This is a genomic window from Streptomyces sp. NBC_01264 (assembly GCF_026340675.1).
In the GTDB taxonomy this organism is placed as follows: Bacteria; Actinomycetota; Actinomycetes; order Streptomycetales; family Streptomycetaceae; genus Streptomyces.
Genome location: NZ_JAPEOX010000001.1, coordinates 4518586 through 4542025, shown reverse-complemented (window position 1 = coordinate 4542025; position 23440 = coordinate 4518586). Strand labels below are relative to the sequence as shown.

Sequence of the window (23440 nt, the reverse complement as noted above, 5' to 3'; positions counted from 1 at the left end):
GGGGGTGATAGACGACGAGGTCCGGCGGCCGTCCCCCCGGTGCGGCCCAGTAGAGTGAAGGCACTATGCGCATTCTCGTGACCGGTGGCGCCGGTTTCATCGGCTCGCAGTTCGTCCGCTCCATACTCTCGGCAGATCCTGCCGCCAGGATCACGGTCTTCGACAAGCTGACCTACTCGGGCGTCGAGGAGAACCTCGCACCCGTGGCGGGCCACGCCGGCTACGCGTTCGTCCGCGGTGACATCTGCGACGTCGAGGCCGTCGACCAGGTCATGGCCGGTCACGACGCGGTGGTGCACTTCGCCGCGGAGTCCCACGTGGACCGTTCCATCGCCGGTGCCGGCCCCTTCGTGATGACCAACGTCGTGGGTACCCAGGTGCTGCTGGACGCCGCCCGCAAGCACGGCGTCGGCCGCTTCGTCCACGTCTCCACCGACGAGGTGTACGGCTCGATCAGCGAGGGCTCCTGGACCGAGGAGTGGCCGCTCGCGCCGAACTCCCCGTACTCCGCCTCCAAGGCGGGCTCCGACCTGCTGGCGCTGGCCTACCACCGCACCCACGGCATGGACGTCGTCGTGACGCGCTGCTCCAACAACTACGGGCCGTACCAGTTCCCCGAGAAGGTCATCCCGCTCTTCACCACCAACCTGATCGACGGCAAGAAGGTCCCGCTGTACGGCACGGGCGGCAACATCCGTGACTGGCTGCACGTCGCGGACCACTGCCGGGGCATCGAGCTGGCCCTGCACAAGGGCCGCGCCGGGCAGGTCTACAACATCGGCGGCGGCGTCGAGCTCACCAACAAGGAGCTCACCGGCCTGCTGCTGGACGCCGCCGGCGCCGACTGGGACATGGTCGAGCCGGTCGAGGACCGCAAGGGCCACGACCTGCGCTACTCCCTCGACATCAGCAAGATCAGCGAGGAGCTCGGCTACGCCCCGCAGGTCGGCTTCGAAGAGGGCCTGGCGTCGACGATCACCTGGTACCGCGAGAACCGCGCCTGGTGGGAGCCGCTCAAGGTGAAGGCCGCCCAGCAGTCGTGAACGCCCCGGACGCGGCGGCCGTCCCGGACGCGGCGGCCGCCCGGGACACGGCGGTGACCGCCAAGCGGTCGCCGCTCGCCAGGATCGCGGGCGCGCTGCCCCCCGGCACCCTGCTGGTGATCACCGGCACGGTCGTCCTGGGCGCGGCCTCGTACATCCACCTGATGGCGGCGGGCCACAGCCTCGACACCGAGGGCATGGCCGCGCTCTCGGTGCTCTGGACGATCCTCATGTCCGTGGGCATCGGCCTCTTCTTCCCCGTGGAGCAGGAGCTCACCCGGATCGTCGCCGCGCACCGCGTCGCCGGTACGGGCGTCTCCGGGATCCTGCGCCAGATCGCCGTGCTCACCCTCGGCATGATCGTCCTGCTGGGGGCCGGGCTCGCCTGGGCCGCCCCGCTCCTGGCCGACACGTTCTTCTACGGGCACACCGAGATGGTCGGCGCCCTCGGCCTGGCCTTCGCCGCGATGGCCATCAGCAACATCTGCCGCGGGGTGCTGGCCGGCCTCGGCCGGTTCGGCCCCTTCGGCTGGCAGCTCGGCATCGACGGCGGCCTGCGCATCGGCCTGGCCGTGGGCTTCGCCCTCGCCGGGGTCCGCTCCCCGCTGGCCTTCGCGCTGATCCTCACGGCCGCCCCGCTCATCGCCGCCCTGGTCACCTCGGTCCCCGTCTTCCGGGGCCTCGGCAAGGGCCCGTACGACCGGTGGTCGGTGCTGCTCGGCGGCCTCGGCCCGCTCGTCGTCTCCACCCTGCTGTCCCAGGTCGTCGTCAACGCCGCCGTGGTCAGCACCAAACTCCTCGCCCCCGAGGACGGCGCGCTCGTCGCGGGCCTGCTGAACGCGATCGTGCTGGCCCGGGTGCCGCTCTTCGTCTTCGGCTCGCTCCAGGCCTCGCTCCTCTCCGGACTGTCCACCGCGGCGGCCGCCGGGGACCGCGCTGGCTTCTCCCGGCTGCTCGGGCGGACCTCGCTGGTCGTGATCGTGCTCGGCCTGGCCGGCGGCCTCCCGGCCACCCTGCTCGGCCCGTGGCTCATCGAGGTGCTCTTCAAGTCCGAGGCGGGCCTCGGCCACGCCGTGTTCTTCTGGATCTCCGCCGGGACCCTCTGCTACATGCTGGCCATGGTGCTCGGCCAGGCCCTCCTGGTCCTGCACAAGCACCGCCTGCAACTGCTCGGCTGGGCCGTGGCCACCCTGGTCCTCGTCGGCGCGACCCTGCTCCCCGGCGAGGTCTCCACCCGGGTCTGCGTCGCCTACACCCTGGCCTCCTTCGCGGCGGTCCTCGGCATGGCGGTGGCCCTGTGGCTGACCTTCCTGCGCCGCCCCCAGGCCGCCGCCCCGGCGGCGCCCGCGCCCGGCGAAGCCGTGGAAGCGGCCCTGGCCGACCGGTCCTGACCGGGGCCCCTCCCGCAGGACGGGTGCTCCCGGCCGGAGACGGCCGGGCCGCCACGGGAGGGCCTCGCCCGGTTGGGTGACCTGGGGTGTGGGAGCCCGCACGGCGTGATCCGCTGGGCGGGATGAAGACCTCCGTGCGCCCCGAGACCCACACCGGCCAGGCGGCCCCCACCCGCACCCGCCTGTCCTGGGTGGACTTCGCCGTGGCGGCCGCCTTCCTGGTGCTCGGGTACGCGATCCTCCAGGTCGGCAAGGGCACCACGGTCAACTTCGACCCCGCCGACGTCCCCGACGTGGACACGGACCCCGCGAAGCTCCCGTACTACGCCGCCCGCAGCGTCCTGCGCATGTTCATCGCGCTGATCGCCTCCGTGGTCTTCACCTTCGGCTACGCCTACGCCGCCGCCCGCAGCCGCCGCCTGGAACGGGTACTGATCCCGGCGCTGGACATCCTCCAGTCCGTCCCCGTCCTCGGCTTCCTCTCCGTCCTCGTCACCTTCTTCGTCGCGCTCTTCCCCGGCTCGCTCCTCGGCCTCGAATGCGCCGTCATCTTCGCGATCTTCACCTCCCAGGCCTGGAACATGACCTTCGGGTTCTACGCCACCCTCACCTCGCTGCCCCGCGAGCTCGACGAGGTCTCCCGCTCGTTCGGCTTCACCCGCTGGATGCGCTTCTGGCGCGTGGAGGTCCCCGCCGGGGTCATCGACCTGGTGTGGAACGGCATGATGAGCTTCGCCGGCGGCTGGTTCATGCTCGTGGCCTCCGAGGCGGTCTCCGTCTCCGGGCAGGAGTACGCCGTCCCCGGCCTCGGCTCGTACGCGGGCACGGCGATCGGCGAGGGCGACCTCACCAAGGTCGGCTGGGTCATCCTCGCGATGACCGTCACCATCGTCACCGTCAACTTCCTCTTCTGGCGGCCCCTGACGGCCTGGGCGGAGAAGTACAAGAACGAGCAGTCGGAGTCCACCGACGTCCAGCGCAGCTACGTACTGGACTTCCTGCGCCGCTCCCACTGGCCGCGCCTGCTCGGCCGGGCCACCGCCCCCGCCCGCGACGCCACCGGCCGGGCCGCCCGCGTCCTGGGCCGCGACGACATGGCGCTGTCCGTGGACCCGGCCCGCCGCCGGACCGGCGACGCGGTCTTCACCGTCGTCGCCGGAGCCGTCATCCTGTGGGGCCTGTACGACCTCGTGCGCTACCTCCAGCGCGAGACCGGCCTCGGGGTCTTCGGGGAGCCGCTGCTGCTCGGGCTGATCACCTTCGTCCGGGTGATCGTGCTGGTCGCCGCCGCCACCGTCGTGTGGGTGCCCGTGGGCGTGTGGATCGGCTCCTCGCCCCGGCTCACGAAGATCGCCCAGCCCGTGGTGCAGGTCCTGGCGAGCTTCCCCGCGAACCTGCTCTTCCCGGTGGCCGTCTGGTTCTTCCTGAGGACCGGGCTGAACATCAACATCGGCTGCGTCCTGCTGATGGCCCTCGGCGCGCAGTGGTACATCCTCTTCAACGCCATCGCCGGAGCCATGGCCATCCCCTCCGATCTCAAGGATGCCATGGACGACCTCGGCGTCCGCGGGCTCCAGCGCTGGAAGCGCCTGATCATCCCGGCCGTGTTCCCCTCGTACGTCACCGGAGGCATCACCGCCTCGGGCGGCGCCTGGAACGCCTCCATCGTCGGCGAGGTCGTCACCTTCGCCGGGACGACCCTGTCGGCGACCGGGCTGGGCGCGTACATCTTCCACGCCACCGAGGACGGGGACTTCCCGAAGCTCATCGCCGGGATCGCCGTCATGAGCATGTACGTCGTCGGGCTCAACCGGCTGTTCTGGCGGCCCCTGTACCGGCTCGCGGAGCGCCGCTACTCCCTCTGACCCCCGAACGCGCCGAACCCCGCCGAACGCGCCGGGCCTGCCGAACCCGCCCAGCCCGCCGAACCCGTCCGAGGAGCCCGCAGCGATGACCGCGCCCACGACCGCGACCACGATCCTCCAGGCCGCCGCCCTCACCAAGTCCTACGCCGGCGCCGACGGGGAACTGCCCGTGCTCGGCGGCATCGACCTGGAGATCCACGAGGGCGAGATCGTCGCCCTCCTCGGCAAGTCCGGCAGCGGCAAGTCCACCCTGCTGCGCTGCCTCGCCGGGCTGATCCCCGCCAGCTCCGGCTCGGTCATCTACCGGGGCGAGGAGCTGCGCGGGGCGAACCCGGGCACGGCCATGGTGTTCCAGACCTTCGCGCTGCTGCCCTGGCTCACGGTGCAGCAGAACGTGGAACTGGGCCTGGAGGCCAAGGGCATGGACCGGGAGGCGCGGGCCCGCCAGGCGGTGGAGGCCATCGACCTGATCGGCCTGGACGGCTTCGAATCGGCCTACCCGAAGGAGCTCAGCGGCGGGATGCGCCAGCGCGTCGGCTTCGCCCGGGCCCTTGTCGTGGAGCCGGACGTGCTGATGATGGACGAGCCGTTCTCCGCACTGGACGTGCTCACCGCCGAGAACCTGCGCGGTGAGCTGATGGAGCTGTGGGCCTCCGGCCGCTTCCCCGCCAAGGCGGTGGTGCTGGTCACGCACAACATCGAGGAGGCCGTGCTGATGGCGGACCGGGTGGTGGTGCTGGGCTCGCGGCCCTACGGAACCATCAAGGAGACCTTCGCGGTGGACCTGGCCCGGCCCCGGGACCGGTCCGGCGCCGACTTCGAGCGGATCGTGGACGCCGTGTACGCGGTGATGACCGGCCGCACCGCCCAGGCCACCGCCATCACGCCCGCGGCCCCGCCCGCCAAGCGCACCCCGGCCAACACCCCGCTCCCGGCGGCCAGCGTCGACGGGATGGCGGGCCTCGCCGAGATCGTGCTCCAGCGCGGCACCGGGGAGGGCACCGTCGACCTCGCCGACCTCGCCGAGGAACTGGGCCTGGAGGTGGACGACGTACTGCCCCTGGTGGATGGGCTGGAACTGCTGGGCCTGGCCGAGGTACGGGGACTGCACCTGGTGCTGACCGCGCGCGGCACCGCCTTCGCGGGGGCCGACGTACAGGAGTCGAAGGAACTGTTCGCCGAGGGGGCCATGGAGGTCCCGCTGGTGCACCTGATCCACACCACCCTGGAGCGCTCGCGGGGCGGCACGCAGCGGGCCGGGTTCTTCCGCGACCTGCTCTCGCACCACTACACGAGCGAGCAGCTGGAACAGCAGCTGGAGACGGCGACGGACTGGGGCCGCTACGGGGAGCTGTACGGCTACCACGCGGACGGCGAGGAATACCGGCTCGACGAGGAGCCCGTACGGGGATAGCCCCGTACGCTCGGTGCATGGGGGAATCGGACATGGTGGGGCTGGACGGCCGGGTCACCGGAACGGTCGGGCCGGGGCTGGTCGGCGAGGTCATCGTGCGGATCCGGGGCGGAGCCGAGCACTTCCTCGCGCACCCGGCCCCGGGGACGGGCCGGCTGGCGGTCGGGACGGTGGTCACGGTGGTCGAGTACCTGCCGCCGCGGACGGTCTACGTGATGGCCGCGTACGGGGACTGACCAGGGGCGGGGCGGCGCACCCCGGCCTCTCGTAGCCCTCGCGTATCAAGATGGCGACAAGATTCGGACGCCGTCTTCACGCCGCCCTGACGCGGGAGCACACTCGCCTTCTCGGTGGCGAACGCCGCCGCGTACGAGGGGGAGTTGCCGATGTCTGTCGGCGTACTGGCAGGGATTGTCGTGGGTGCGATCGCGGCTGCGATCGGCCTGTTCAAGCTCATGTGGCGGGTGGCCGAACCCAACGAGGCGCTGGTCATCTCCGGCTCCGCGCACAAGACGGAGGGCATCGCGGAAGGCATGGGCTTCCGGATCGTCACCGGGCGGGGAACGATGGTGTTGCCCGGGGTGCAGGCCGTGCGCAAGCTGTCGCTGGACCTCAACGAGACCCAGCTCAACGTGGACTGCGTGACCCACCAGGGCATTCCGCTCCGGGTCAAGGGCGTGGTCATCTTCAAGATCGGCGACGACTTCGTGTCCATCGCCAACGCGGCCCGCCGCTTCCTGGACCAGCAGAAGATGATGCCCGAGCGGGTGCACATCGTCTTCGCGGGCCATCTGCGGTCCATTGTGGGCGGGTTGACGGTCGAGGACATGATCCGCGACCGGGAGAAGCTGACCGGGCAGACCCGGGCGGCGTGCGGTACGGAGATGGAGAAGCTCGGCCTGATCGTCGACTCCCTCCAGATCCACGAGATCGAGGACCCGACGGGCTACATCAAGAACCTGGCGATGCCGCACGCGGCGGCCGTCCAGCGGGACGCGCGGATCGCCCAGGCGGACGCCAACCTGCGGGCCACCGAGGCCGAACAGGCCGCCTTCGCCCGGATGTCGGAAGCCACCCGGGACAGCGAGATCCTCCAGGCGGGCTACCAGGCCGAGCGGGACAAGGCGGCCGCGACGGCCCGGCAGGCGGGCCCGCTGTCGGAGGCGGCGGCGAAGCAGGAGGTCGTGGTCCAGGAGACCCGGGTGGCGGAGCTGGAGGCGCACCGGCGCGAGCAGCAGCTCCAGGCGGACGTACGCAAGCCGGCGGACGCGGCGGCGTACGAGACCCGGACCCGGGCCGAGGCGGACCGCGACGCGCGCATCTCGGCGGCGCAGGCCAAGGCGAAGGAGACGGAGCTGGCGGCCGCGGCCGAGGCGACCCGGGTGACGACGGCGGCCGCGGCCGACGCGAAGGCCACGGAGGCACGGGGCCTGGCGGCGGCGACGGCCACCCGCGCGACCGGCGAGGCGGAGGCGGCGGCGACCCAGGCCAAGGGCCTCGCGCAGGCGGCGTCGGCCCAGGCGAACGGGCTGGCGCAGGCGGAGGCGGCGAAGGCCAAGGGCCTCGCGGAGGCGGCGTCGATCGCGGCGCGGGCCGCCGCGCTGGCGGAGAACCAGGAGGCGGTGGTCGCGCAGCAACTCGCCGAGAACTGGCCGGCGATCGTGGAGGCGGGGGCGGGCGCCTTCGGCAACGTGGAGCACATGATCCTGCTCAACGGGGCGGAGGGCATGTCGGAGATGTTCGCGAAGGCCCTGACGATGGGCGGCACGGGCCTGGGCCTGGCCCGCCAACTCCTGTCCACGATGTCCCAGCCGACGCCGGCGGCAGCCACACCGCCGCCGGACACCCACCAGATCCCGATCCAGGGAGCCTGAGCCACAGCGGCGCGGCGCCGTTGCCGTTGCCGGGGACCAGTCCCCGGACCCCTGCTCCTCAAACGCCGGAGGGGCTGATTTTGGTCGGCGCCGGACCGCACGTGCCCGCCGGCGGTCGGGTCTTTTCAGCCGTCCGGCGTTTGAGGACCGGGGTCTGGGGCGGAGCCCCAGGGTCTTTGCGGGTCCGGGCGGAGCCCGGGGAACGGTGGAAGGGCGGGTAGGGGACAGCCCCGCAGGGCACCCACCCGCACCCGCCCACCGGCCCCCGGCCCGGAGGGTCAGGGCTTGGGGCGGCGCCGCAGGAGCCGCTTCGCGGCCAGGGTGAGGGTCAGGGCGGTGACCAGGACGAGCGCGCCCTTCGTGAAGCTCCCGCCCTCGGGGGCCCCGGGCGCGCCCGGCGCGGGAGCGGGAGCCCCGGGGGCGGAGGACGACGGCGACGGCTTCGCGGCCGCCGCGACCGGCACCGCCACGACCCGGCTCCCCACCCCCTCCGCCCCGAACATCAGCGTCGACCCGTCCGCCGTGTACGTCACGGACTCCGCCTGTCCCTGCCACGGCGCGGCCACCGCCTCCCCGTCCCCGACGGCCCGCCCGTCCTTCCACGGGTACGTCCGAGCCCACAAGTACCCCCGCAGCACGAGCCGCCCCCCGTCGGGGGAGAACGCCCCGTCCGTGACCCACGGGACGTCCCCGATCCGCCGGAAGGTGTTCGTACCGGAGGCGGACAGCGACTCCGGGCCCTCGTACAGCCCGCCGGCCTTCTCGTCCTTGCTCGCGATGTACACCCGCCCCGTCACCGGATGGACCATCAGCGCCTCCGCGTTCCGCGGCCCGTCGGCGTACTTCACCGTGAACTGCTCGGCCTTGAGCGTGGCGTCCCCGAGGGTCTTCGGCTCGGCGAAGCGGTAGATCCACACGTGGTTCCAGGAGCCGCCCAGGTTGTCGCCGATGTCGCCGACGTACAGCCGCCCGTCCGGGCCCAGCGAGATCCCCTCGACGTCCCGCGGCTTGCCGATGCCCGTCAGGGTGATCCGCGCGACCGTCTTCCCGGTCGCGGAGTCCACGGCGTACACGTACGGGCCGTCGTCGCTGTCGTTGTGCGTCCAGTAGACGCCGGGGTGGATCCGGCTGGCCGCGAGCCCGCTCGACTCCTTGATCCGGGGATCGGTGATCGTGAACCCGGACGCGGACCCCGACGATCCGGACGCCGTCGGCCCGGTAGCGGCCACAGCCGCCGAGGGCAGCAGGGCGAGAGCAACAGCGGCGGCGGCGGTCAGGGTCAGCAGGTGCGGGCGCATCCCCCTACCCTGCCAGCCCGCCCGCGTGTCCGGCATCACAGGGGCCGTGCTCCGGTGATCCGCGAAGATGTCCGGATGCGTTTCATGTTCGTCGGGGATTCCATGACCGTCGGATGCGCCGGCGACTACACCTGGCGCTACCGGATGTGGCAGCACCTCGACACCACCTTCGGCGGCCCGTACGAGATCGTCGGGCCCCGCAGCGGGCTCTACGACGCCCGCGCGGACGCGCCGACCAGCGATGCCTACGCCGACCCCGGCTTCCCCGCCGAGGCCCGCCGGCACCTGGCCGGCTGGGGGGAGGGCTGGCAGCACATGGCCCCGCTCATCGGGCCCGCCGCCGGCGCCGCCCGGGCCGACGTGCTGCTGGTCTCCCTCGGGCTGATCGACCTGGGCTTCTACACCGCGGCCGAGGGCACCGCCGCCAACGTCCGCGCCTTCGTCGCGGAGGCCCGCGCCGCCCGGCCCGGGATACGGATGGTCCTGCTGCCCGTCATACCCAACATCAGGGCCCGCGACGACGCGCCCTTCGCGCGGCAGGTCGAGCTGTTCAACGAGCTCCTCGCCAAGGCCGTCGCCGACCTGTCGACCCCCGCCTCGCCGATCCTGCTGGCCGCGCGCCCGGAGGCGTACGAGATCGACCGGGACACCTACGACGGCACGCACCCCAACGCCTCGGGCGAGCACCGCCTGGCCGGGGAGTTCGCGGCGGTCCTCCACCAGGCCTGGGGCCTGGGCGGCCCGTACCGGCCCCGCCGGGACACGTAAGCAGGACACGTAACACGCGCTTCACGGGCGGGTCTTGCTTCGAGCGCACTCCAGGCAGTTGGCTAGTGGCCCATGGAGTACACGCAGCTCGGACGCACCGGTCTCAAGGTCAGCCGACTTGTCCTCGGCACCATGAACTTCGGCCCCCAGACGGGAGAGCCGGAGAGCCACGCCCTCATGGACACGGCCCTCGACGCCGGTATCAACTACTTCGACACCGCCAAGCGGGCATTTTGACGCCAGCTTGAGTAGGAGGTGGTCGCCGCCCAGGGCGAAGGGACGGCGACCACCGTACGTACGGCTACCTGATCACCAGGCGAAGGCCTCCGGGGACGGCCCCGGCCCGGGAAAGATCTCGTCCAGCCCGGCCAGCACCTCCTCGCTCAGCTCCAGCTCCAGCGCCCGCAGGGCACTCTCCAACTGCTCGGCGGTGCGCGGGCCGACGATGGGGCCCGTCACTCCCGGCCGGGTGAGCAGCCAGGCCAGGGCCGTCTCGCCCGGCTCCAGGCCGTGCTTGTCCAGCAGGTCCTCGTACGCCTGCACCTGCGCCCGTACCGAACTGTTGGCCAGCGCGTCCGCGGACCGGCCGGAGGCGCGCCGGCCGCCCTCGACCTCCTTCTTGATGACCCCGCCCAGCAGGCCCCCGTGCAGCGGCGACCACGGGATGACCCCGAGCCCGTACTCCTGGGCCGCCGGGATGACCTCCATCTCGGCCCGCCGCTCGGCGAGGTTGTAGAGGCACTGCTCGCTGACCAGGCCGACCATCCCGCGCCGGGCGGCCGTCTCATTGGCCTGGGCGATCTTGTAGCCGGGGAAGTTGGAGGAGCCCGCGTAGAGGATCTTGCCCTGCTGGATGAGCACGTCCACGGCCTGCCAGATCTCCTCGAAGGGGGTCAGGCGGTCGATGTGGTGGAACTGGTAGAGGTCGATGTGGTCGGTCTGGAGCCGCTTGAGGCTGGCCTCGACGGCCCGGCGGATGTTCAGCGCCGACAGTCGGTCCTCGTTCGGCCAGGTCTCGCCCTCGCGGGACATGGAGCCGTACACCTTGGTGGCGAGGACCGTCTTCTCCCGCCGGCCACCGCCCTGGGCGAACCAGGTGCCGATGATCTCCTCGGTGCGGCCCTTGTTCTCACCCCACCCATACACATTGGCCGTGTCCACGAAATTCAGACCTGCGTCGAGGGCGGTGTCCAGGATTCCGTGGCTGGTCGGTTCGTCTGTCTGCGGACCGAAGTTCATTGTGCCGAGGACGAGTCGGCTGACCTTGAGTCCGGTGCGTCCGAGCTGCGTGTACTTCATGGGACCCAAGCCAACTGCTTCGAGTCCACTCCAGGCAAGAGCGGCCCGCGCAGCCCTCGATTTATGCGACAACGCGCATAGTCGCGTTGATGCATAGACGGCTGACCACCGCCCTCTGTACGTTCTCGGCGGCCGGCCCTCATGCGGCGTCGACCAGCTGGTAGAAGCCCTCGGCGGCGTCCGGGGAGACAGACAGGAGCCCGATGTCGTCGACGATGATCAGGTCGATGGAGATCAGCAGAAGCATCGCTGAGCAGTTCGGCGGCGACGAGCCGGCGGCGTCGGAGGAAGAGATCGCCGAGGGCATGCTCAAGAAGTCGGCAGAGTTCGCAGCCTCGGGCAACCGGGTCCACCTCCCGCTGGCCGACTGACCCACGCCGTAGGCGCCAGAAGCTGCGCTGCAGACCCGCGACCCATGGGCGGAGTCGCGGGTCTACCTGCTTCAGCGTGCTGTCCTGCCTCACCAGCCGCGACACGGTTCATGGCTGCCCAGAACCCCCAGAAGCCCCGTCTCTGTAGGTAGTTGTGCTGACTCCGAGTGCTTTTGCCGCGTGCTCGTCTATCGTTCATCGAGGGCGCAGCGGGAGGGGACACTGCATGCTGAACGAGGCTTTGACCGCCATTGCAGCGGCAGGCGGTACGGCAGTCGTACAGGCCATCGGTACCGATGTGTGGATGCTTGTGCGGGGTCGGGTTGGGGTCTTGCTGGGAAGGGGTGACGCCACCCGCGAACAAGCAGTCTTGACTCGCTTGGACCGTACGGCTGGCGAGCTGGAGCAGGCGCCCGACGGACACGTCGCTATCCATGCGCGGCTCGAAGACTCCTGGCGGACTCGGTTCGAGGACTTCCTGGACGAGCTGCCCCCGGAGGCACAGAACGAAGCCCTACAGGGCTTGCGTGACGTCGTGGCTCTCGGAGGACTTGGTCGTGGGAGTACATCTGCGGGGCAACAAGGCCTGGCGGTCGGTGGAGACCTCCAAGTGCAGGCCCAACACGGTTCAGTGGCGGGCGGTGTGCTCAACGTTGAAGGCGGCCTGCACATGGAACTCCCTCAGCAGCCGGCGGCGGATCTGGGCTGACTGCTGCCGGCGATCTACAAGGCCTACAAGTCGCTGCGGACACTTCGATCTTCGCTAACGCAGGCGGTCTCGCAGCGGGGTATATAGCTCAAGTTGTTCTCAATGGTCAGTCGCGTGAGACCAATCGCTGGCCTCTTTTGGTTGGTAACATTCCGCGCGAGGCTGAATGTTTTCAGCGGCGCGATCAACTTGATCTGTTGAACACGTCTAATGACGACGTTCAGGTGAAATTTTTGATGGGTCCGGGTGGAGTGGGGAAAACCCAACTCGCCGCACACTATGCCAGGCAGGCCTTGGCGGGAAAACTATTCGATGTTATCGTGTGGGCCCCTGCGGCAAGCCGTGAGAGTGTTCAATCCGCTTATAGTCGGGCGATCTGCGATATCTCGGGGGTGGACGCTAGTGATCCTGAGAGTACCGCTAGCAAATTCCTGAGCTGGGCGCAGACCACTTCTCTTAGGTGGCTGGTTGTACTCGATAATGTAGCTGGACCGGATACTCTCAGCGGCCTGTGGCCTCCGAGTAGTGCAACTGGCAAGGTTCTATCAACTACTCGTCGTCGGGATGCGGCACTGTCTGGCCCGTCCTGTAAGCGTATTAATGTGGGCCTTTTTGAGCCGGCAGAAGCTGTCAGATATCTCACGAGTAAACTAGCGGCTCATGGTCGAGAGATTGACCTAGAAGAGGCTTCTCTCGTTTCACTGGATCTCGGCCATCTGCCATTGGCGCTCGCTCAATGCGCTGCCTACCTCGTCGATGTAAACATGGACTGCGCGAGCTACCGTTCGCTCCTTGCCGATAAGAGGCGCTCGCTCAATAGATTGCTTCCGGACTCAACTAGTCTTCCGGATGATCACCAAACCACTGTTGCCGCCACGTGGTCGCTTTCTATTGAGCAAGCAGATGCTCTATCGCCGTCTGGGTTGGCCCGCCCTGCACTTCACCTTGCAGCCATTCTCGACCCCAGTGGTTTTCTTGAGGATGTTTTTGTTACTCGGGCCGGTCTGAAATACTTGTCCAGGAACAGAGCTGTCACGATCTCTGGCAATGCACAGGACGGAGAAATTGAGGCCCATGATGCTCGGGGTGCACTCCAAAATCTGCGCAAGCTTAGCCTGATAGAAATCGGTGATGGCGGGGATGGCGAGTCTGCTCTGATCAGAGTGCACGCCCTCGTTCAGCGCGCAGTTATCGAGGGATTGGATCCGGAGGTGCTCGCTGCAGCCGCCCTGGCTATGGCTGATGGCCTGCTGGAACTTTGGCCCGATGGTTCAGCTCAATCAGGTGATGTCCAAGCGCTGCGTTCTAGTGCGGAAATATTGCGTCGCAACCACGGTTCGGTGCTTATCGATGAGTGGTGTCACGAACTTCTCTTCCGGCATGGTCAGAGCCTCCTTGAAGCAGGTCTGGCAGCTTCCGCTATTGATCACTTTACTGATCTGCGGGTGGCAGTCGAAGCAATCGATCCCGATCATTCTGATCTGTATTACATACGGATTCGCAAGGCGGACGCTCTAGACCAGGCTGGTAACTTGCCCGGTGCGTTGGCGGAATATGAATCACTCCAAGTGGATGAGACTAGGAGGCAAGGTGACGACGCCGAAGATGTCCTCCATGTGCGGAGCGTAATAGCCGAATTCCTGGGTGGTGCTGGTGATTCGATTGGGTCTGTTCGAGCTTTCGAGGAACTCCTTCGCGATAGAATTCGGGTCCAGGGGGCTGATAGCGAGTGGACCCTCGATACCCGTCGAAGGTTGGTTGCGGCCCGCAGTCGCGCGGGCGATTTGGCTGGCGCATTCGCGACATGCGAGGAATTGCTAGAAGATGAAATTCGACTCTATGGTCGAGATCATCCGCATACGCACCATACTCGGATGCATCTCGCGGATGAGGTTGCTGCATCAGGTGACATGGATGGTGCAATCATCCTGCTGTGCGAGGTTATACGAGACGTTGCTCGAATTCATGGAGAGCGTAGCGAGGAAACTTTCTCTGCGCGTCATCGTCTGGGTGACTTGTATGCGGAGGTCGAATCATTTACGCGAGCCGTTGGAGTGTTTGAGTCGCTTCTCGCAGACCAGAGGAAAGCGCTGGGGGCTGGGCATCCAAGCGTGTTGGAGATCCAAGCCCATTTGGCGGATGCTATTGGTGCAGGTGGGGACCCGGCGGCAGCTGCTGTGATCAGCGAGGAGATCCTAAACGCAAATCTGATAGAAAGAGGTCCACGGCACCCTAATACTCTTGATGTGCAAGGGCTCCTATGGCACTGGAAGGGGCGAAGCGGCGAAATCGATGTGGCGGTATCCGGCTTCTCGAAACTGCTTGTGGATTGTGAAATGATCCTCGGCCGGGATCATCCACAAACCATTTCTACGGTTATGCGCTTGGCTTCGTGGTTGCGTAGCTCTGGGGATATGGAGTCTGCCCTGCTGGCCTACAGGCGGCTTGCTGAAGATCGTGCTCGGGTGCATGGGGAAGACGATAGTCGAACCTTGCAGGCTCGGGATTACCTTGCCTTTCATGTACTTCTGATGGGAGAGTCTGAGCAGGCGCTGGCACTTTTCCGTGCTCTATATGCGGATCAGGTCCGCCTGATGGGACAGGGGCATCCAGATGTGGTTCACACTCTGGAGCACATAGAGGATCTAGAGGCTTGAGTTTTTGGGCTCTACAGCTTCCTTTCGGGTCCTTCTACTGCGATCCCAGCTTTCCCGTTCTGGAAACTGCCAGTCCTTGCGCCGACCCAGTGATGGTCGAGAGCATGGGATCTGACCACAGACGGGCACAGCGAGGGGGCACGGCGTGAAGGTCAGGAAGCTTGTAACGAGCTGCGAGAACGGGGACTGCCCAACGCTGTACGCGACGGACAGGGGGACACTCCTGGTCCAAGGTGAGACGCCGGCTGACCACGGGTTGGCAGTCCCCGCGCACGAGACGTTGGTCGAGATCCCCATCGAACTCATCCGGAAGGCCATCCGTGATCAGCTCATCTAGCAACCTGACTGAGCGGTTCAAGACCTTCGAGCGAGAAGCGTTCCGGCTGGAGATCCTGGACGACTACAACGTGCCGTCGAGCGCAGAGAACCTGCGCGCGTTCCTCGCGGGTGAGCCGCAGCCGGAGGACTACAACGCGGGGTGGGTCGAGACCGTCCGAGCCGCCACGCAGGCCGGCAGACGGATGTACCGGGTGCACATCGTCTCCCGACCGTTGACGGCCTACCTACGCTACGAGCTCGGCTGGGGGTACATGAAGAACATGACGGGCGGTGAGGAGTTCTTCATCCTGGACATCACCGAGAAGCCGAACCCCCTGGAAGGGGTGCCGGACTTCTGGCTGTTCGACGAGACTTCCCCGGTTGTCATGAACTACGACGACACGGGTGCGTTCCGCGGGCCGGAGTTCCTTGATACCGGGCGGGCGGCGGACTTCGTCCGCTACCGGGACACGGCTCTCGCTCACGCCGAGCCGTTTTCCGAATGGTGGGCGACGTACGGCGGGTGAACAGAACCGAACTGGGATCAGCACTGCGGGCGCTCCGGCAGGCATCCGGCAAGGAGGCCAAGGCCGTCGCACGCAGCGCCGTCATGTCCACCGCCAAGCTGTCGAAGATCGAGAACGGCCACGTGGCGCCCAGTGTGGTGGACGTGGAGCTCATCCTTACGGCCTTGGATGTGTCCGAGCAGGTCAAGGCCGAGTACATGGCTGCGGCGCGTGCCCAGGCCACTGAGGCGACGGCCTGGCGGCTTTTCCGGCGTATGGGCTTCCACCGGAAGCAGGAGGAGATCCGGGCTCTGGAAGCCTCGATGAAGCTGCTGCGGCTGTTCCAGCCCTCCCTGGTCCCCGGGCTGTTGCAGACACCCGAATATGTATGCGCCGTATTGCAAGGCAAGGGACTGAGCGAGGATCAGCTTGCCCGCACCATCGGAGCTCGGATCGAGCGTCAACGGGTGCTGTACGACACCGGCAAACAGCTCCGCTTCGTCATCACGGAACCTGTGCTGCGCTGGAGTCTTCTCCCGCCCGCGATGATGGCCGGACAGCTGGACCGCATCGCCTCCGTCTCTCGCCTGCCGAACGTGGACGTCCGAGTCGTCCCCCTGGACCGTCCGCAGACCGACGTGCCGGGGCACTCCTTCGTCATTCGGGACGACCGAATGGTGACGGTCGAGACCACGCACGCCGAGGTGATTGTGACCGATCCAAGGGATGTCGCCCTGTACGTCGACAAGTACGAGCGCTTCGCCTCAGTGGCCACCGTCGGCGACGCAATGAGAGCGATGCTTGCTGACATCCGGGACGGATTCTTGCGTGAACGGGAAACGGGCTAGATCCCGCTGATCAGCGGCTGGACCATCGTCTCCACTGATTGAGCGAGCGGGGAGGCGCACAGCGTGAGCAGAGCGAAGACGACGATGTCGGGGCCGATGTACCTGTCGTTGCCGAACCTGCCGCCGAAACCGGCGGACGGGTGTGGGGTGTGTACGGCCCTGGTCGCGCAGCGGCAGGAGGCTCGGGATCTGGGCGATCTGTCGGCGGCGACGGACGCCGACGTGGAGATCCGCAACCATCCGCACCGGACCCGGAGGTTGCGATGACGAGTTCAGTCCTGCGGTACGTGGAACACCGCATCAGTCGGCACCCGGGGACGGACGTGACGTTCGAGGCCGAGTGCCTGCGCTGCGATTGGCAGGCGCCGGCCTCGGACGACGGAGCAGCGGTGGACATCGAGTGCATGAGCCACACAGGCCGAACGGGGCACCAAGGTTTCCGCCGCTGGTGCACGTCCTTCGCGTGGGTCGAGCGCACGGGATAGCCCTCGGTCTCATCGTGCGAGCTCGAACCCACCGACCACCCCCTCGCAGTCGAGGAGCGCACCGGCATCACTCTCGACCGCGTACGTCAGATTGCCGAAGCCGCCCTCCATGACAACGCCGAGAATGGCTGACCGGCACAGCCATTCAGGTCGGCGGCGAAGGGGTGGGGTATGACCCCCTGGGTCTGACAGGGCAGACCGCCACGTCTTGGCGGCTGAGATCCTGCCACGGTTCCAAAGGCCGTCAGGCGATGGCGAAGGGAGGTGATTGTGAAGAACACACAGGTCAAGCCGCTTCACCCCATCCGACCGTTGGCCAGGAGGCTGCACAAGAGTGCAGCCCTTTTGAGTTCATCTTTCGAGGCTTCACTCTTTTGGGGCGCGCAGCGCCCCACCTGGTTCGCTTCCTGTCCTACGTTTCTTGGGCCCCTGAGGGGCCGTCTGCCGAAGCAGGCTCGGGCGACGGCGGCCTGACGGCCGCCCTTGCCTCTGCCGCTGAGGGCGCTGCCGCGCCTTGCTCCCCTTCGCCGCTGCTCAGCATGACGCTTTGTGCTATCGGCCCCGGCAGGGGCCGCACTGTGAGGCCAAAAAGATAAGAGAGGCGGCGTGCGTTTCCGCAGCTCAGAGGCGTTGCCGGTACACGTGAGGCGTGTGTGGGCTACACACGGGAGCGGTGCCTATCGGTCTTGGTGAATGCGGCACGGGACCGGAGCGCCCTTCCTCTTCTGGAAGAGGTGAGGAGGGACAACGAGGCAAGCGGCCCCGGATCGCGGTGACACGAGGTCCAGCCGCTTCGCTCGGATGACGGCATTGGTCGCGCTCTGGTCCGACAGGGGCTGGTCCTCCTTGCCCAGTAGAGCGGCCAACTTCCCCGGACCGAAGCTCGCGTGGCCCTGGCAGTCGGCCCACCCGAGAGCGGCGAAGTGGACGCGGTAGGCGAGCTGGTGCCGTGAGTCCTGGGCCATGCGCCGGTACTCGTGCTGGGAGATCCCGTCCCAAGAGCGGCCGGTGCCGAAGTGGATAGCCACTGAGCGCGGCTCCTTCCTGTGCGGCGCACGGGTGCGCCAGTTACCCCCGCCTGGTGGCGGGACATGTGCCTCCCTTTCTTCGCGGGGGTGGACCAGACACGGCCGGCATGGTCCTCACAGGGTGCCCAGGACTTCTGACCCGGACTCGGTCTCGGCAGTCGGGAGCGACGGCGGCGACCTGGCAGGAATCCTACAGAGCAGGGGAGGGCCTGTAGCGGGGCCCTCCTGCCGTCCAAGGAAGAGACGGTCAGCTCTCGCTGTGCACCGCCGCCAGGTCCCGGACGCGGCGCTTGAAGTCCATCGGGATCAAGACCTGCACGCGGCCCTTTCCTTCCTGCCACATGCCGTCATGTCCTTCCGGGGACATCGCCTGCACAGCGGTCAGGGGCGGCAGCTTCTCAGCGTGGATGACCGCCCTGACTCCGGCTGCCCGGAGTTCCTTGCCCTTCTCGTGCTGGGTCGACAGCTTTGCCCAGCGCTCGCGGTAGGTCTCATTCGTCGGGATCTCGTCCCAGCCATCCGGCCGGGTGGGCTGGGCCATGAGTTGCTCGCGTCGTGCGTCCAGCCGCTTGTACGTCTCCCGGTACTCCTGCTTGCCCAGCTCGCTGGAGTAGAGACCGGCTTCGCGGTCCTCGCGCAACTCGGCCAGCGCGCGGTTCACCTCCTCGATGTCCCGCGTGAAGTCGACGCCCGGGCGAAAGACCTTCCGCACGACCTCGACATCGCCGGCCGCACGCAGGAAGACCTCCTCGACGGCTCCCTCCAGCACATGAGCCGCAATGCCCTTGCTGCCCGTAGGGCAGGGCTTGTGAGTGGTCCGGGACGCACAGCGGTAGTACGGCCAGTTTCGCCCCGGGCCGAGGTACGCGGGTTCTCCGCAGGTGCAGAAGGCGACCCTGAGCATCGGGGAGCCGCCCTTCCGGTTGCCGTTGCGCTTGCTGGTGTTCTCGTCCAGTTTCTTGTTCGCCAGTTCCCACTCCTCTTGAGTGATCAGCGGCTCCGCCCGCTGGAGAGGGCGTCCTTCCGTGTCACGGACGACGCGGGTTCGCTTCGTCTTCTGGCCGTCGATGACAACTTCCTCCGTCACCTCCATCTGACCGAGAACGTTCAGGGAGCGCACCACCTTGGCTGTGTTCGCGGCGGTCCACCGGCCCCCCTTCGGTGGCTTGCCGTTCCTGATGTACTGGGCGTCGAGTGACACCGGGGTCTTGGTCGGGTCCTCGTTGAGCCACTGGGCGATGCTGTTCGCCGACTCTCCCTCGATGAGCCGTCGGACGATCTCACGCAGCGTTCCTGCGGTGTCCGTTCCATAGTCGTCCGGGATCAGTCCCCAGCCGTCACCGGCGTCCTGCTTCTCCGCCCGGTAGCCGTACGGAATCCGGCCCCCGCGCCAGCGTCCCTCCTTCACCAGGTGGTTGTACGAGGACTTCGCCCGGGCCTTGATGGCTTCGAGCTCCCCTTCCGCGAACGACGCGATCAGACTGAACAGCAGCTTGCCCATCTGCGTGTTCAGGTTGATCCCGTCCTCGACGGTGGCGACCTCCTTGCCGTGTTTCTCGCACCACTCCACGAGCGTGTGTACGTGGAGCACACGCCGTGAGAGGCGGTCGAGCTTCAGCGCGCAGATGATGTCGTACTCGTCGGCCCGGGACTCCTCCAGCGCGATCCGGTGTTCGATCGAGCTGACCTCCTTGCCAATAGTGGACGGCAGCCACTTGCTGAAGTCAGGGCGCTTCCACGGCTCGACACTGCCGGATACGTCGATGTCTTCGACCCACCCGACGACGACGTGCCCTTCCTGATCGGCCCATCGTTGAATCGATCGGCGCTGACGCTCCGGCGATGTGGTCTCGTCCGACACCTTCGACAGGCGGACTACTCCAAGGACTCTTGCCACTTGCTCTCCCCATCCCCTGTGGTGCTTGGGGATCGACGCTAGAACTTCTGCGGGTACGGCGTCAAAGTGGATTGTTTGGTACCGCCAACGTCTACGGGTGGGGCGAGAACAAGGGCCGCACCGAGGAGATCATCGGTACCTGGTTCGGCCAGGGCGGCGGCCGTCGGGAGAAGACGGTCCTCGCCACCAAGGTCTACGGGAGCATGGCCGCCGAGGGCGACCCGTGGCCGAACTACGACAGGCTGTCGGCGCTGAACATCCGGCGGGCCGTCGACGCCAGCCTCAAGCGCCTGAACACCGACTACATCGACATCTACCAGTTCCACCACGTCGACCGGCTGACGCCCTTCGAGGAGATCTGGCAGGCCGTCGAGGTCCTGATCCAGCAGGGCAAGATCCTCTACGCGGGCTCCTCGAACTTCCCCGGCCGGAAGATCGCCCAGGCCAACGAGGCCGCGGCGCGCTCGGGGCGGCTCGGCCTGGTCAGCGAGCAGTGCCTCTACAACCTCGCCGAGCGGCGGGCGGAGCTGGAGATCATCCCGGCGGCCGAGGCGTACGGGCTCGGCGTCATCCCGTGGTCCCCGCTGCACGGCGGGCTGCTCGGCGGGGCCATCCGCAAGGCGTCGGAGTCGGGGCGGACCGCGACCGGCCGCTCCGCGGACGCGCTCGCGAACAGTTCCGTACGGGCGCAGGTGCAGGCGTACGAGGACCTGCTGGACAAGCACGGCCTGGAGCCCGGCGAGGTCGCCCTGGCCTGGCTGCTGACGCGTCCGGGGGTCACGGGGCCGATCGTCGGGCCGCGTACGCCGGAGCAGCTCGCGTCCGCGCTGCGGGCGGTGGAGCTGGAGCTGTCGCCGGAGGTGCTGGCGGGACTGGACGAGGTCTTCCCGGGGCCGGGTCCGGCCCCGGAGGCGTTCGCCTGGTAGCTGCCGGGGCGGTGGGCCGCCGGTCTACTGGCCCACCGCGGCGGCCACGGCCACCACGACGAACATCAGAACGAGCACACCGGCCATGACGCGGTTTCTGGTCTTGGGATCCACCCGTCGAGCCTAACGCGACCGGGCCCGCCCTTCGTACGGAGGGGCGGGCCAGGGCCGCCCTTCGGGCTACGACGGCACTTCGGCGACAGGCCCTCCCAGTTCCCAGGAGCCGACGACCTCGTAGCGGGGCTGTTCGCCCGGGACCCCGGAGTCGGGCAGATTGCTGCGGACCAGGCTGAGCTCGCCGACCTGCCAGGCGGCGCCCTCGAAGGCGGCCAGGGCCGTGCAGTAGGGGCGGACGTCGTGCCGCTCGTCGCGGAGCCGGCCGAGGGTGAGGTGGGGGGTGTAGCGGTGGTGCTGCTCCATGGGCACCCCGGAACGCCGGGCGGCGGCGTCGGCGCGCTCGGCGAGCATGCGCAGGGAGTCGAGGTCCCCGGCGGCGCCCGCCCACAGGGAGCGGTGGCCGAAGTGGCCGGAGCCGTGGATGCGGAGCGGGAAGGGTGCGGTCCGCGCGGCGGCGCGGGCGAGGCGTGTGCGGAGCTCGGGGAGCAGCTCCTCCCGGACCTCGCCCATGAAGGCGAGCGTGAAGTGCCAGCCCGCTTCCGCGGTCCAGCGGAGGTGGTCGTCGCGCAGGCCGCGCACGGCCTCGGACAGTTCCGAGAGGGCCGCCTCGGGCGGGATGACGGCTGCGAACAGTCTCATGGTGCCGAGCCTAGCCATGTGGTCGCCGTGCGGCGCCGTCGCCGGGTGCCAGTCCCCGGACCCCTGCTCCTCAAGCGCCGGAGGGGCTGGAATTGGCTGCCCCCGGCCCGCACGTGAGCGCCGGAGGGGCTGGATTTCCTGAGGGAGATCCAGCCCCTCCGGGGGTCTCACGCCGCCGTGACCAGCTGGCGGGGGCGCTCCGACGGGACGAAGTTCACGCCGTGGCGGCTCACGCTGAGGCGGAGGTTGCCGACCCGGGAGAGGACGACGGCGATCACCAGGGCCGCGGCCAGCGACACCGCTCCGCCCGCGGCCATGCCGATCCGCGCGCCGTACGTGTCCGTGACCCAGCCGACCAGCGGGGCCCCGATCGGGGTGCCGCCGGTGAAGACCATCATGAACAGGGCCATCACCCGGCCCCGCATCTCGGGGTCGGTGGCCATCTGGACGCTGGAGTTCGCGGTGACGTTCACCGTCAGGCCGAAGACACCGATCGGGACGAGGAGCGCCGCGAACAGCCAGAAGCCCGGTGCGAAGGCCGTCACCAGCAGGAGGACGGAGAACAGCACCGCCGCCGCGACCAGCAGCCGCAGGCGGGACAGACCCCGCCGGGCCGCCAGCAGTGCGCCCACCAGGGAGCCTGCCGCGATCAGCGTGTTGAAGAGGCCGTACGTGCCCGCGTCGCCGTGGAAGACCTTGCTGACGAAGGCCGACAGCCAGATCGGGAAGTTGAAGCCGAAGGTGCCGATGAATCCGACGAGCACGATCGGCCAGATCAGCTCGGGCCGCCCGGCGACGTAGCGCAGGCCTTCCCGGAGCTGGCCCTTGGCGCGGGGCTGGACCTCGATCCGGTGCAGTTCGCGGGTCCGCATCAGCAGCAGGGCCGCGATCGGTGCGGCGAAGGACAGGCCGTTGAGCAGGAAGGCCCAGCCGGAGCCCACGGCGGTGATGAGGACACCCGCGATGGCGGGGCCGACCAGTCGCGCGGACTGGAAGTTGGCCGAATTCAGGCTGACCGCGTTGGCCACCTGGTCCTTGCCGACCATCTCGGAGACGAAGGTCTGCCGGGCCGGGTTGTCCACGACGGTGACCAGGCCGAGGAGGAAGGCGGCGAGGTAGACGTGCCAGACGTTGACGTGACCGGCGAGGGTGAGGACACCGAGGGCGAGGCCGGTGAGGCCCATGGCCGCCTGGGTGCACAGCAGCAGCGGGCGCTTGGGGAGCCGGTCGGCGAGTACGCCGCCGTAGAGGCCGAACAGCATCATCGGCAGGAACTGCAGCGCGATGGTGATGCCGACCGCGGAGGCGGAGCCGGTCAGGGAGAGGACCAGCCAGTCCTGGGCGATGCGCTGCATCCAGGTCCCGGTGTTCGAGACGACCTGGCCGGTGGCGAAGAGCCGGTAGTTCCGGATCTTCAGCGAGCTGAACATGGAGTTCTTGCCCGGCGCGGGCCCGGCGGCGGCGCGCGTAGTGGTGGGTGTGTGGCCGGGGGCGGAGTCTGCTCCGGGTCCCGTACTCAAAAGGGGTCGCCTCCTGGCGTCGTTCCTATAGGTGCGCGAGCTTGTCCAGGACGGGCGCGGCTTCGCGCAGCTTCGCCCATTCGTCCTCGGTCAGCTCGGCCGCGAGCCCGGCGAGGAAGGCGTTGCGCTTGCGACGGCTCTCTTCGAGCATCGCTTCGGCCTCCTCCGTCTGGCGGACCACCTTCTGGCGGCGGTCGTCGGGGTGCGGTTCCAGCGTGACCAGTCCCTTGGCTTCCAGCAACGCGACGATGCGCGTCATGGACGGCGGCTGCACGTGCTCGCGCCGGGCCAGCTCACCGGGGGTGGCCTGGCCGCAGCGGGCGAGGGTGCCGAGGACCGACATCTCGGTCGGGCTCAGCGATTCGTCGACGCGCTGGTGCTTGAGGCGCCGGCCCAGCCGCATGACGGCGGAGCGGAGGTCGTTCACGGCGGCTGCGTCGTCACCATGGGAAAGGTCATGCATGTCT

The 23440-nt window shown here is 68.3% G+C and carries 21 protein-coding genes and 3 pseudogenes; 16 read left to right on the top strand and 8 right to left on the bottom strand.

The window, feature by feature from the left end; genetic code table 11:
• The first annotated feature begins 65 nt into the window (after nt 1–65).
• The 6 genes from rfbB to OG435_RS20930 all read left to right on the top strand — a co-directional run bounded on the left by rfbB (nt 66) and on the right by OG435_RS20930 (nt 7587).
• Nucleotides 66–1043: a dTDP-glucose 4,6-dehydratase gene (gene rfbB, locus OG435_RS20955; protein ID WP_266878697.1), complete on the top strand. Its 978-nt coding sequence runs from the start codon at nt 66–68 to the stop codon at nt 1041–1043.
• Nucleotides 1040–2434: a lipopolysaccharide biosynthesis protein gene (locus OG435_RS20950; protein WP_266878696.1), complete on the top strand. Its 1395-nt coding sequence runs from the start codon at nt 1040–1042 to the stop codon at nt 2432–2434. The genes rfbB and OG435_RS20950 overlap by 4 nt, the downstream gene beginning before the upstream one ends.
• 122 nt (nt 2435–2556) lie before the next feature.
• On the top strand, nt 2557–4299 hold the full coding sequence (locus OG435_RS20945) for an ABC transporter permease (RefSeq protein ID WP_266878695.1): 1743 nt from the start codon (nt 2557–2559) through the stop codon (nt 4297–4299).
• 85 nt (nt 4300–4384) lie between these two features.
• The gene (locus tag OG435_RS20940; RefSeq protein WP_266878694.1) at nt 4385–5713 is read left to right on the top strand and encodes a nitrate/sulfonate/bicarbonate ABC transporter ATP-binding protein; all 1329 of its coding nucleotides are present in this window, start codon (nt 4385–4387) and stop codon (nt 5711–5713) included.
• A 17-nt stretch (nt 5714–5730) separates the two neighbouring features.
• Entirely contained in the window at nt 5731–5949 is a 219-nt protein-coding gene (locus OG435_RS20935; protein WP_266878693.1) for a hypothetical protein, read from the top strand.
• A 150-nt stretch (nt 5950–6099) separates the two neighbouring features.
• On the top strand, nt 6100–7587 hold the full coding sequence (locus tag OG435_RS20930; RefSeq protein WP_266878692.1) for an SPFH domain-containing protein: 1488 nt from the start codon (nt 6100–6102) through the stop codon (nt 7585–7587).
• A gap of 278 nt (nt 7588–7865) precedes the next feature.
• On the opposite strand, the gene OG435_RS20925 is transcribed toward OG435_RS20930, so the two are convergent.
• Nucleotides 7866–8885 carry a WD40 repeat domain-containing protein gene (locus OG435_RS20925; RefSeq protein WP_266878691.1) on the bottom strand — a complete coding sequence of 340 codons (1020 nt, stop codon included), beginning with the start codon at nt 8883–8885 and terminating at the stop codon, nt 7866–7868.
• Between the two features lie 75 nt (nt 8886–8960).
• Between OG435_RS20925 and OG435_RS20920 the strand changes: the two genes are divergently transcribed.
• A complete protein-coding gene (locus OG435_RS20920; protein ID WP_266878690.1) occupies nt 8961–9653 on the top strand; it encodes a GDSL-type esterase/lipase family protein in 693 nt (230 codons plus the stop codon).
• A gap of 72 nt (nt 9654–9725) precedes the next feature.
• Nucleotides 9726–9875, top strand: a pseudogene (locus OG435_RS20915) (aldo/keto reductase); the annotation flags it as partial.
• 87 nt (nt 9876–9962) lie between these two features.
• On the opposite strand, the gene OG435_RS20910 reads toward OG435_RS20915, so the two are convergent.
• Entirely contained in the window at nt 9963–10952 is a 990-nt protein-coding gene (locus OG435_RS20910; protein WP_266878689.1) for an aldo/keto reductase, read from the bottom strand.
• Nucleotides 10953–11094: 142 nt separating this feature from the next.
• Nucleotides 11095–11187: pseudogene (locus OG435_RS50705) on the bottom strand (ATP-binding protein); the annotation flags it as partial.
• On the opposite strand from OG435_RS50705, the gene OG435_RS20900 reads away from it, so the two are divergent.
• The 7 genes and pseudogenes from OG435_RS20900 to OG435_RS20870 all read left to right on the top strand — a co-directional run.
• On the top strand, nt 11180–11323 hold the full coding sequence (locus OG435_RS20900) for a hypothetical protein (protein WP_266882317.1): 144 nt from the start codon (nt 11180–11182) through the stop codon (nt 11321–11323). The pseudogene OG435_RS50705 and the gene OG435_RS20900 overlap by 8 nt on opposite strands.
• 226 nt (nt 11324–11549) lie before the next feature.
• Nucleotides 11550–12032 carry a hypothetical protein gene (locus OG435_RS20895; protein WP_266878688.1) on the top strand — a complete coding sequence of 161 codons (483 nt, stop codon included), beginning with the start codon at nt 11550–11552 and terminating at the stop codon, nt 12030–12032.
• A 137-nt stretch (nt 12033–12169) separates the two neighbouring features.
• On the top strand, nt 12170–14689 hold the full coding sequence (locus tag OG435_RS20890; protein WP_323187856.1) for a tetratricopeptide repeat protein: 2520 nt from the start codon (nt 12170–12172) through the stop codon (nt 14687–14689).
• 145 nt (nt 14690–14834) lie between these two features.
• Nucleotides 14835–15026: a hypothetical protein gene (locus OG435_RS20885; RefSeq protein WP_266878686.1), complete on the top strand. Its 192-nt coding sequence runs from the start codon at nt 14835–14837 to the stop codon at nt 15024–15026.
• The gene (locus OG435_RS20880) at nt 15010–15534 is read left to right on the top strand and encodes a DUF6879 family protein (protein WP_266878685.1); all 525 of its coding nucleotides are present in this window, start codon (nt 15010–15012) and stop codon (nt 15532–15534) included. Before OG435_RS20885 ends, OG435_RS20880 begins: the two co-directional genes overlap by 17 nt.
• The gene (locus OG435_RS20875; protein WP_266878684.1) at nt 15531–16361 is read left to right on the top strand and encodes a helix-turn-helix domain-containing protein; all 831 of its coding nucleotides are present in this window, start codon (nt 15531–15533) and stop codon (nt 16359–16361) included. The genes OG435_RS20880 and OG435_RS20875 overlap by 4 nt, the downstream gene beginning before the upstream one ends.
• A 503-nt stretch (nt 16362–16864) precedes the next feature.
• Nucleotides 16865–16978 (top strand): annotated as a pseudogene (locus tag OG435_RS20870) (DUF2199 domain-containing protein); the annotation flags it as partial.
• A 545-nt stretch (nt 16979–17523) separates the two neighbouring features.
• Here the strand turns inward: OG435_RS20870 and OG435_RS20865 are convergent.
• Both OG435_RS20865 and OG435_RS20860 read right to left on the bottom strand, forming a co-directional pair.
• A complete protein-coding gene (locus OG435_RS20865) occupies nt 17524–17874 on the bottom strand; it encodes a hypothetical protein (RefSeq protein WP_266878683.1) in 351 nt (116 codons plus the stop codon).
• Between the two features lie 247 nt (nt 17875–18121).
• Nucleotides 18122–19771, bottom strand: coding sequence for a recombinase family protein (locus OG435_RS20860; protein ID WP_266878682.1), 1650 nt, complete (start codon nt 19769–19771; stop codon nt 18122–18124).
• Between the two features lie 71 nt (nt 19772–19842).
• Between OG435_RS20860 and OG435_RS20855 the strand changes: the two genes are divergently transcribed.
• Nucleotides 19843–20697 (top strand): aldo/keto reductase, encoded by an 855-nt coding sequence (locus OG435_RS20855; protein WP_430625665.1) that lies wholly within the window; start codon nt 19843–19845, stop codon nt 20695–20697.
• A 180-nt stretch (nt 20698–20877) separates the two neighbouring features.
• Here the strand turns inward: OG435_RS20855 and thpR are convergent, their stop codons facing one another.
• From thpR to OG435_RS20840, 3 genes are all read right to left on the bottom strand, one after another.
• On the bottom strand, nt 20878–21453 hold the full coding sequence (gene thpR / locus OG435_RS20850; protein WP_266878681.1) for an RNA 2',3'-cyclic phosphodiesterase: 576 nt from the start codon (nt 21451–21453) through the stop codon (nt 20878–20880).
• Between the two features lie 167 nt (nt 21454–21620).
• On the bottom strand, nt 21621–22973 hold the full coding sequence (locus OG435_RS20845) for an MFS transporter (protein WP_266878680.1): 1353 nt from the start codon (nt 22971–22973) through the stop codon (nt 21621–21623).
• A gap of 25 nt (nt 22974–22998) precedes the next feature.
• A complete protein-coding gene (locus tag OG435_RS20840) occupies nt 22999–23436 on the bottom strand; it encodes a MarR family winged helix-turn-helix transcriptional regulator (RefSeq protein WP_214954723.1) in 438 nt (145 codons plus the stop codon).
• Between the last annotated feature and the right edge of the window lie 4 nt (nt 23437–23440).

Coding starts and splice junctions, on each gene's coding strand:
- OG435_RS20920 (WP_266878690.1), top strand. CDS start 8,961: ATGCGTTTCATGTTCGTCGGGGATTCCATGACCGTCGGATGCGCCGGC.
- OG435_RS20940 (WP_266878694.1), top strand. CDS start 4,385: ATGACCGCGCCCACGACCGCGACCACGATCCTCCAGGCCGCCGCCCTC.
- OG435_RS20930 (WP_266878692.1), top strand. CDS start 6,100: ATGTCTGTCGGCGTACTGGCAGGGATTGTCGTGGGTGCGATCGCGGCT.
- OG435_RS20900 (WP_266882317.1), top strand. CDS start 11,180: ATGGAGATCAGCAGAAGCATCGCTGAGCAGTTCGGCGGCGACGAGCCG.
- OG435_RS20840 (WP_214954723.1), bottom strand. CDS start 23,436: ATGCATGACCTTTCCCATGGTGACGACGCAGCCGCCGTGAACGACCTC.
- OG435_RS20895 (WP_266878688.1), top strand. CDS start 11,550: ATGCTGAACGAGGCTTTGACCGCCATTGCAGCGGCAGGCGGTACGGCA.
- rfbB (WP_266878697.1), top strand. CDS start 66: ATGCGCATTCTCGTGACCGGTGGCGCCGGTTTCATCGGCTCGCAGTTC.
- thpR (WP_266878681.1), bottom strand. CDS start 21,453: ATGAGACTGTTCGCAGCCGTCATCCCGCCCGAGGCGGCCCTCTCGGAA.
- OG435_RS20935 (WP_266878693.1), top strand. CDS start 5,731: ATGGGGGAATCGGACATGGTGGGGCTGGACGGCCGGGTCACCGGAACG.
- OG435_RS20925 (WP_266878691.1), bottom strand. CDS start 8,885: ATGCGCCCGCACCTGCTGACCCTGACCGCCGCCGCCGCTGTTGCTCTC.
- OG435_RS20945 (WP_266878695.1), top strand. CDS start 2,557: ATGAAGACCTCCGTGCGCCCCGAGACCCACACCGGCCAGGCGGCCCCC.
- OG435_RS20910 (WP_266878689.1), bottom strand. CDS start 10,952: ATGAAGTACACGCAGCTCGGACGCACCGGACTCAAGGTCAGCCGACTC.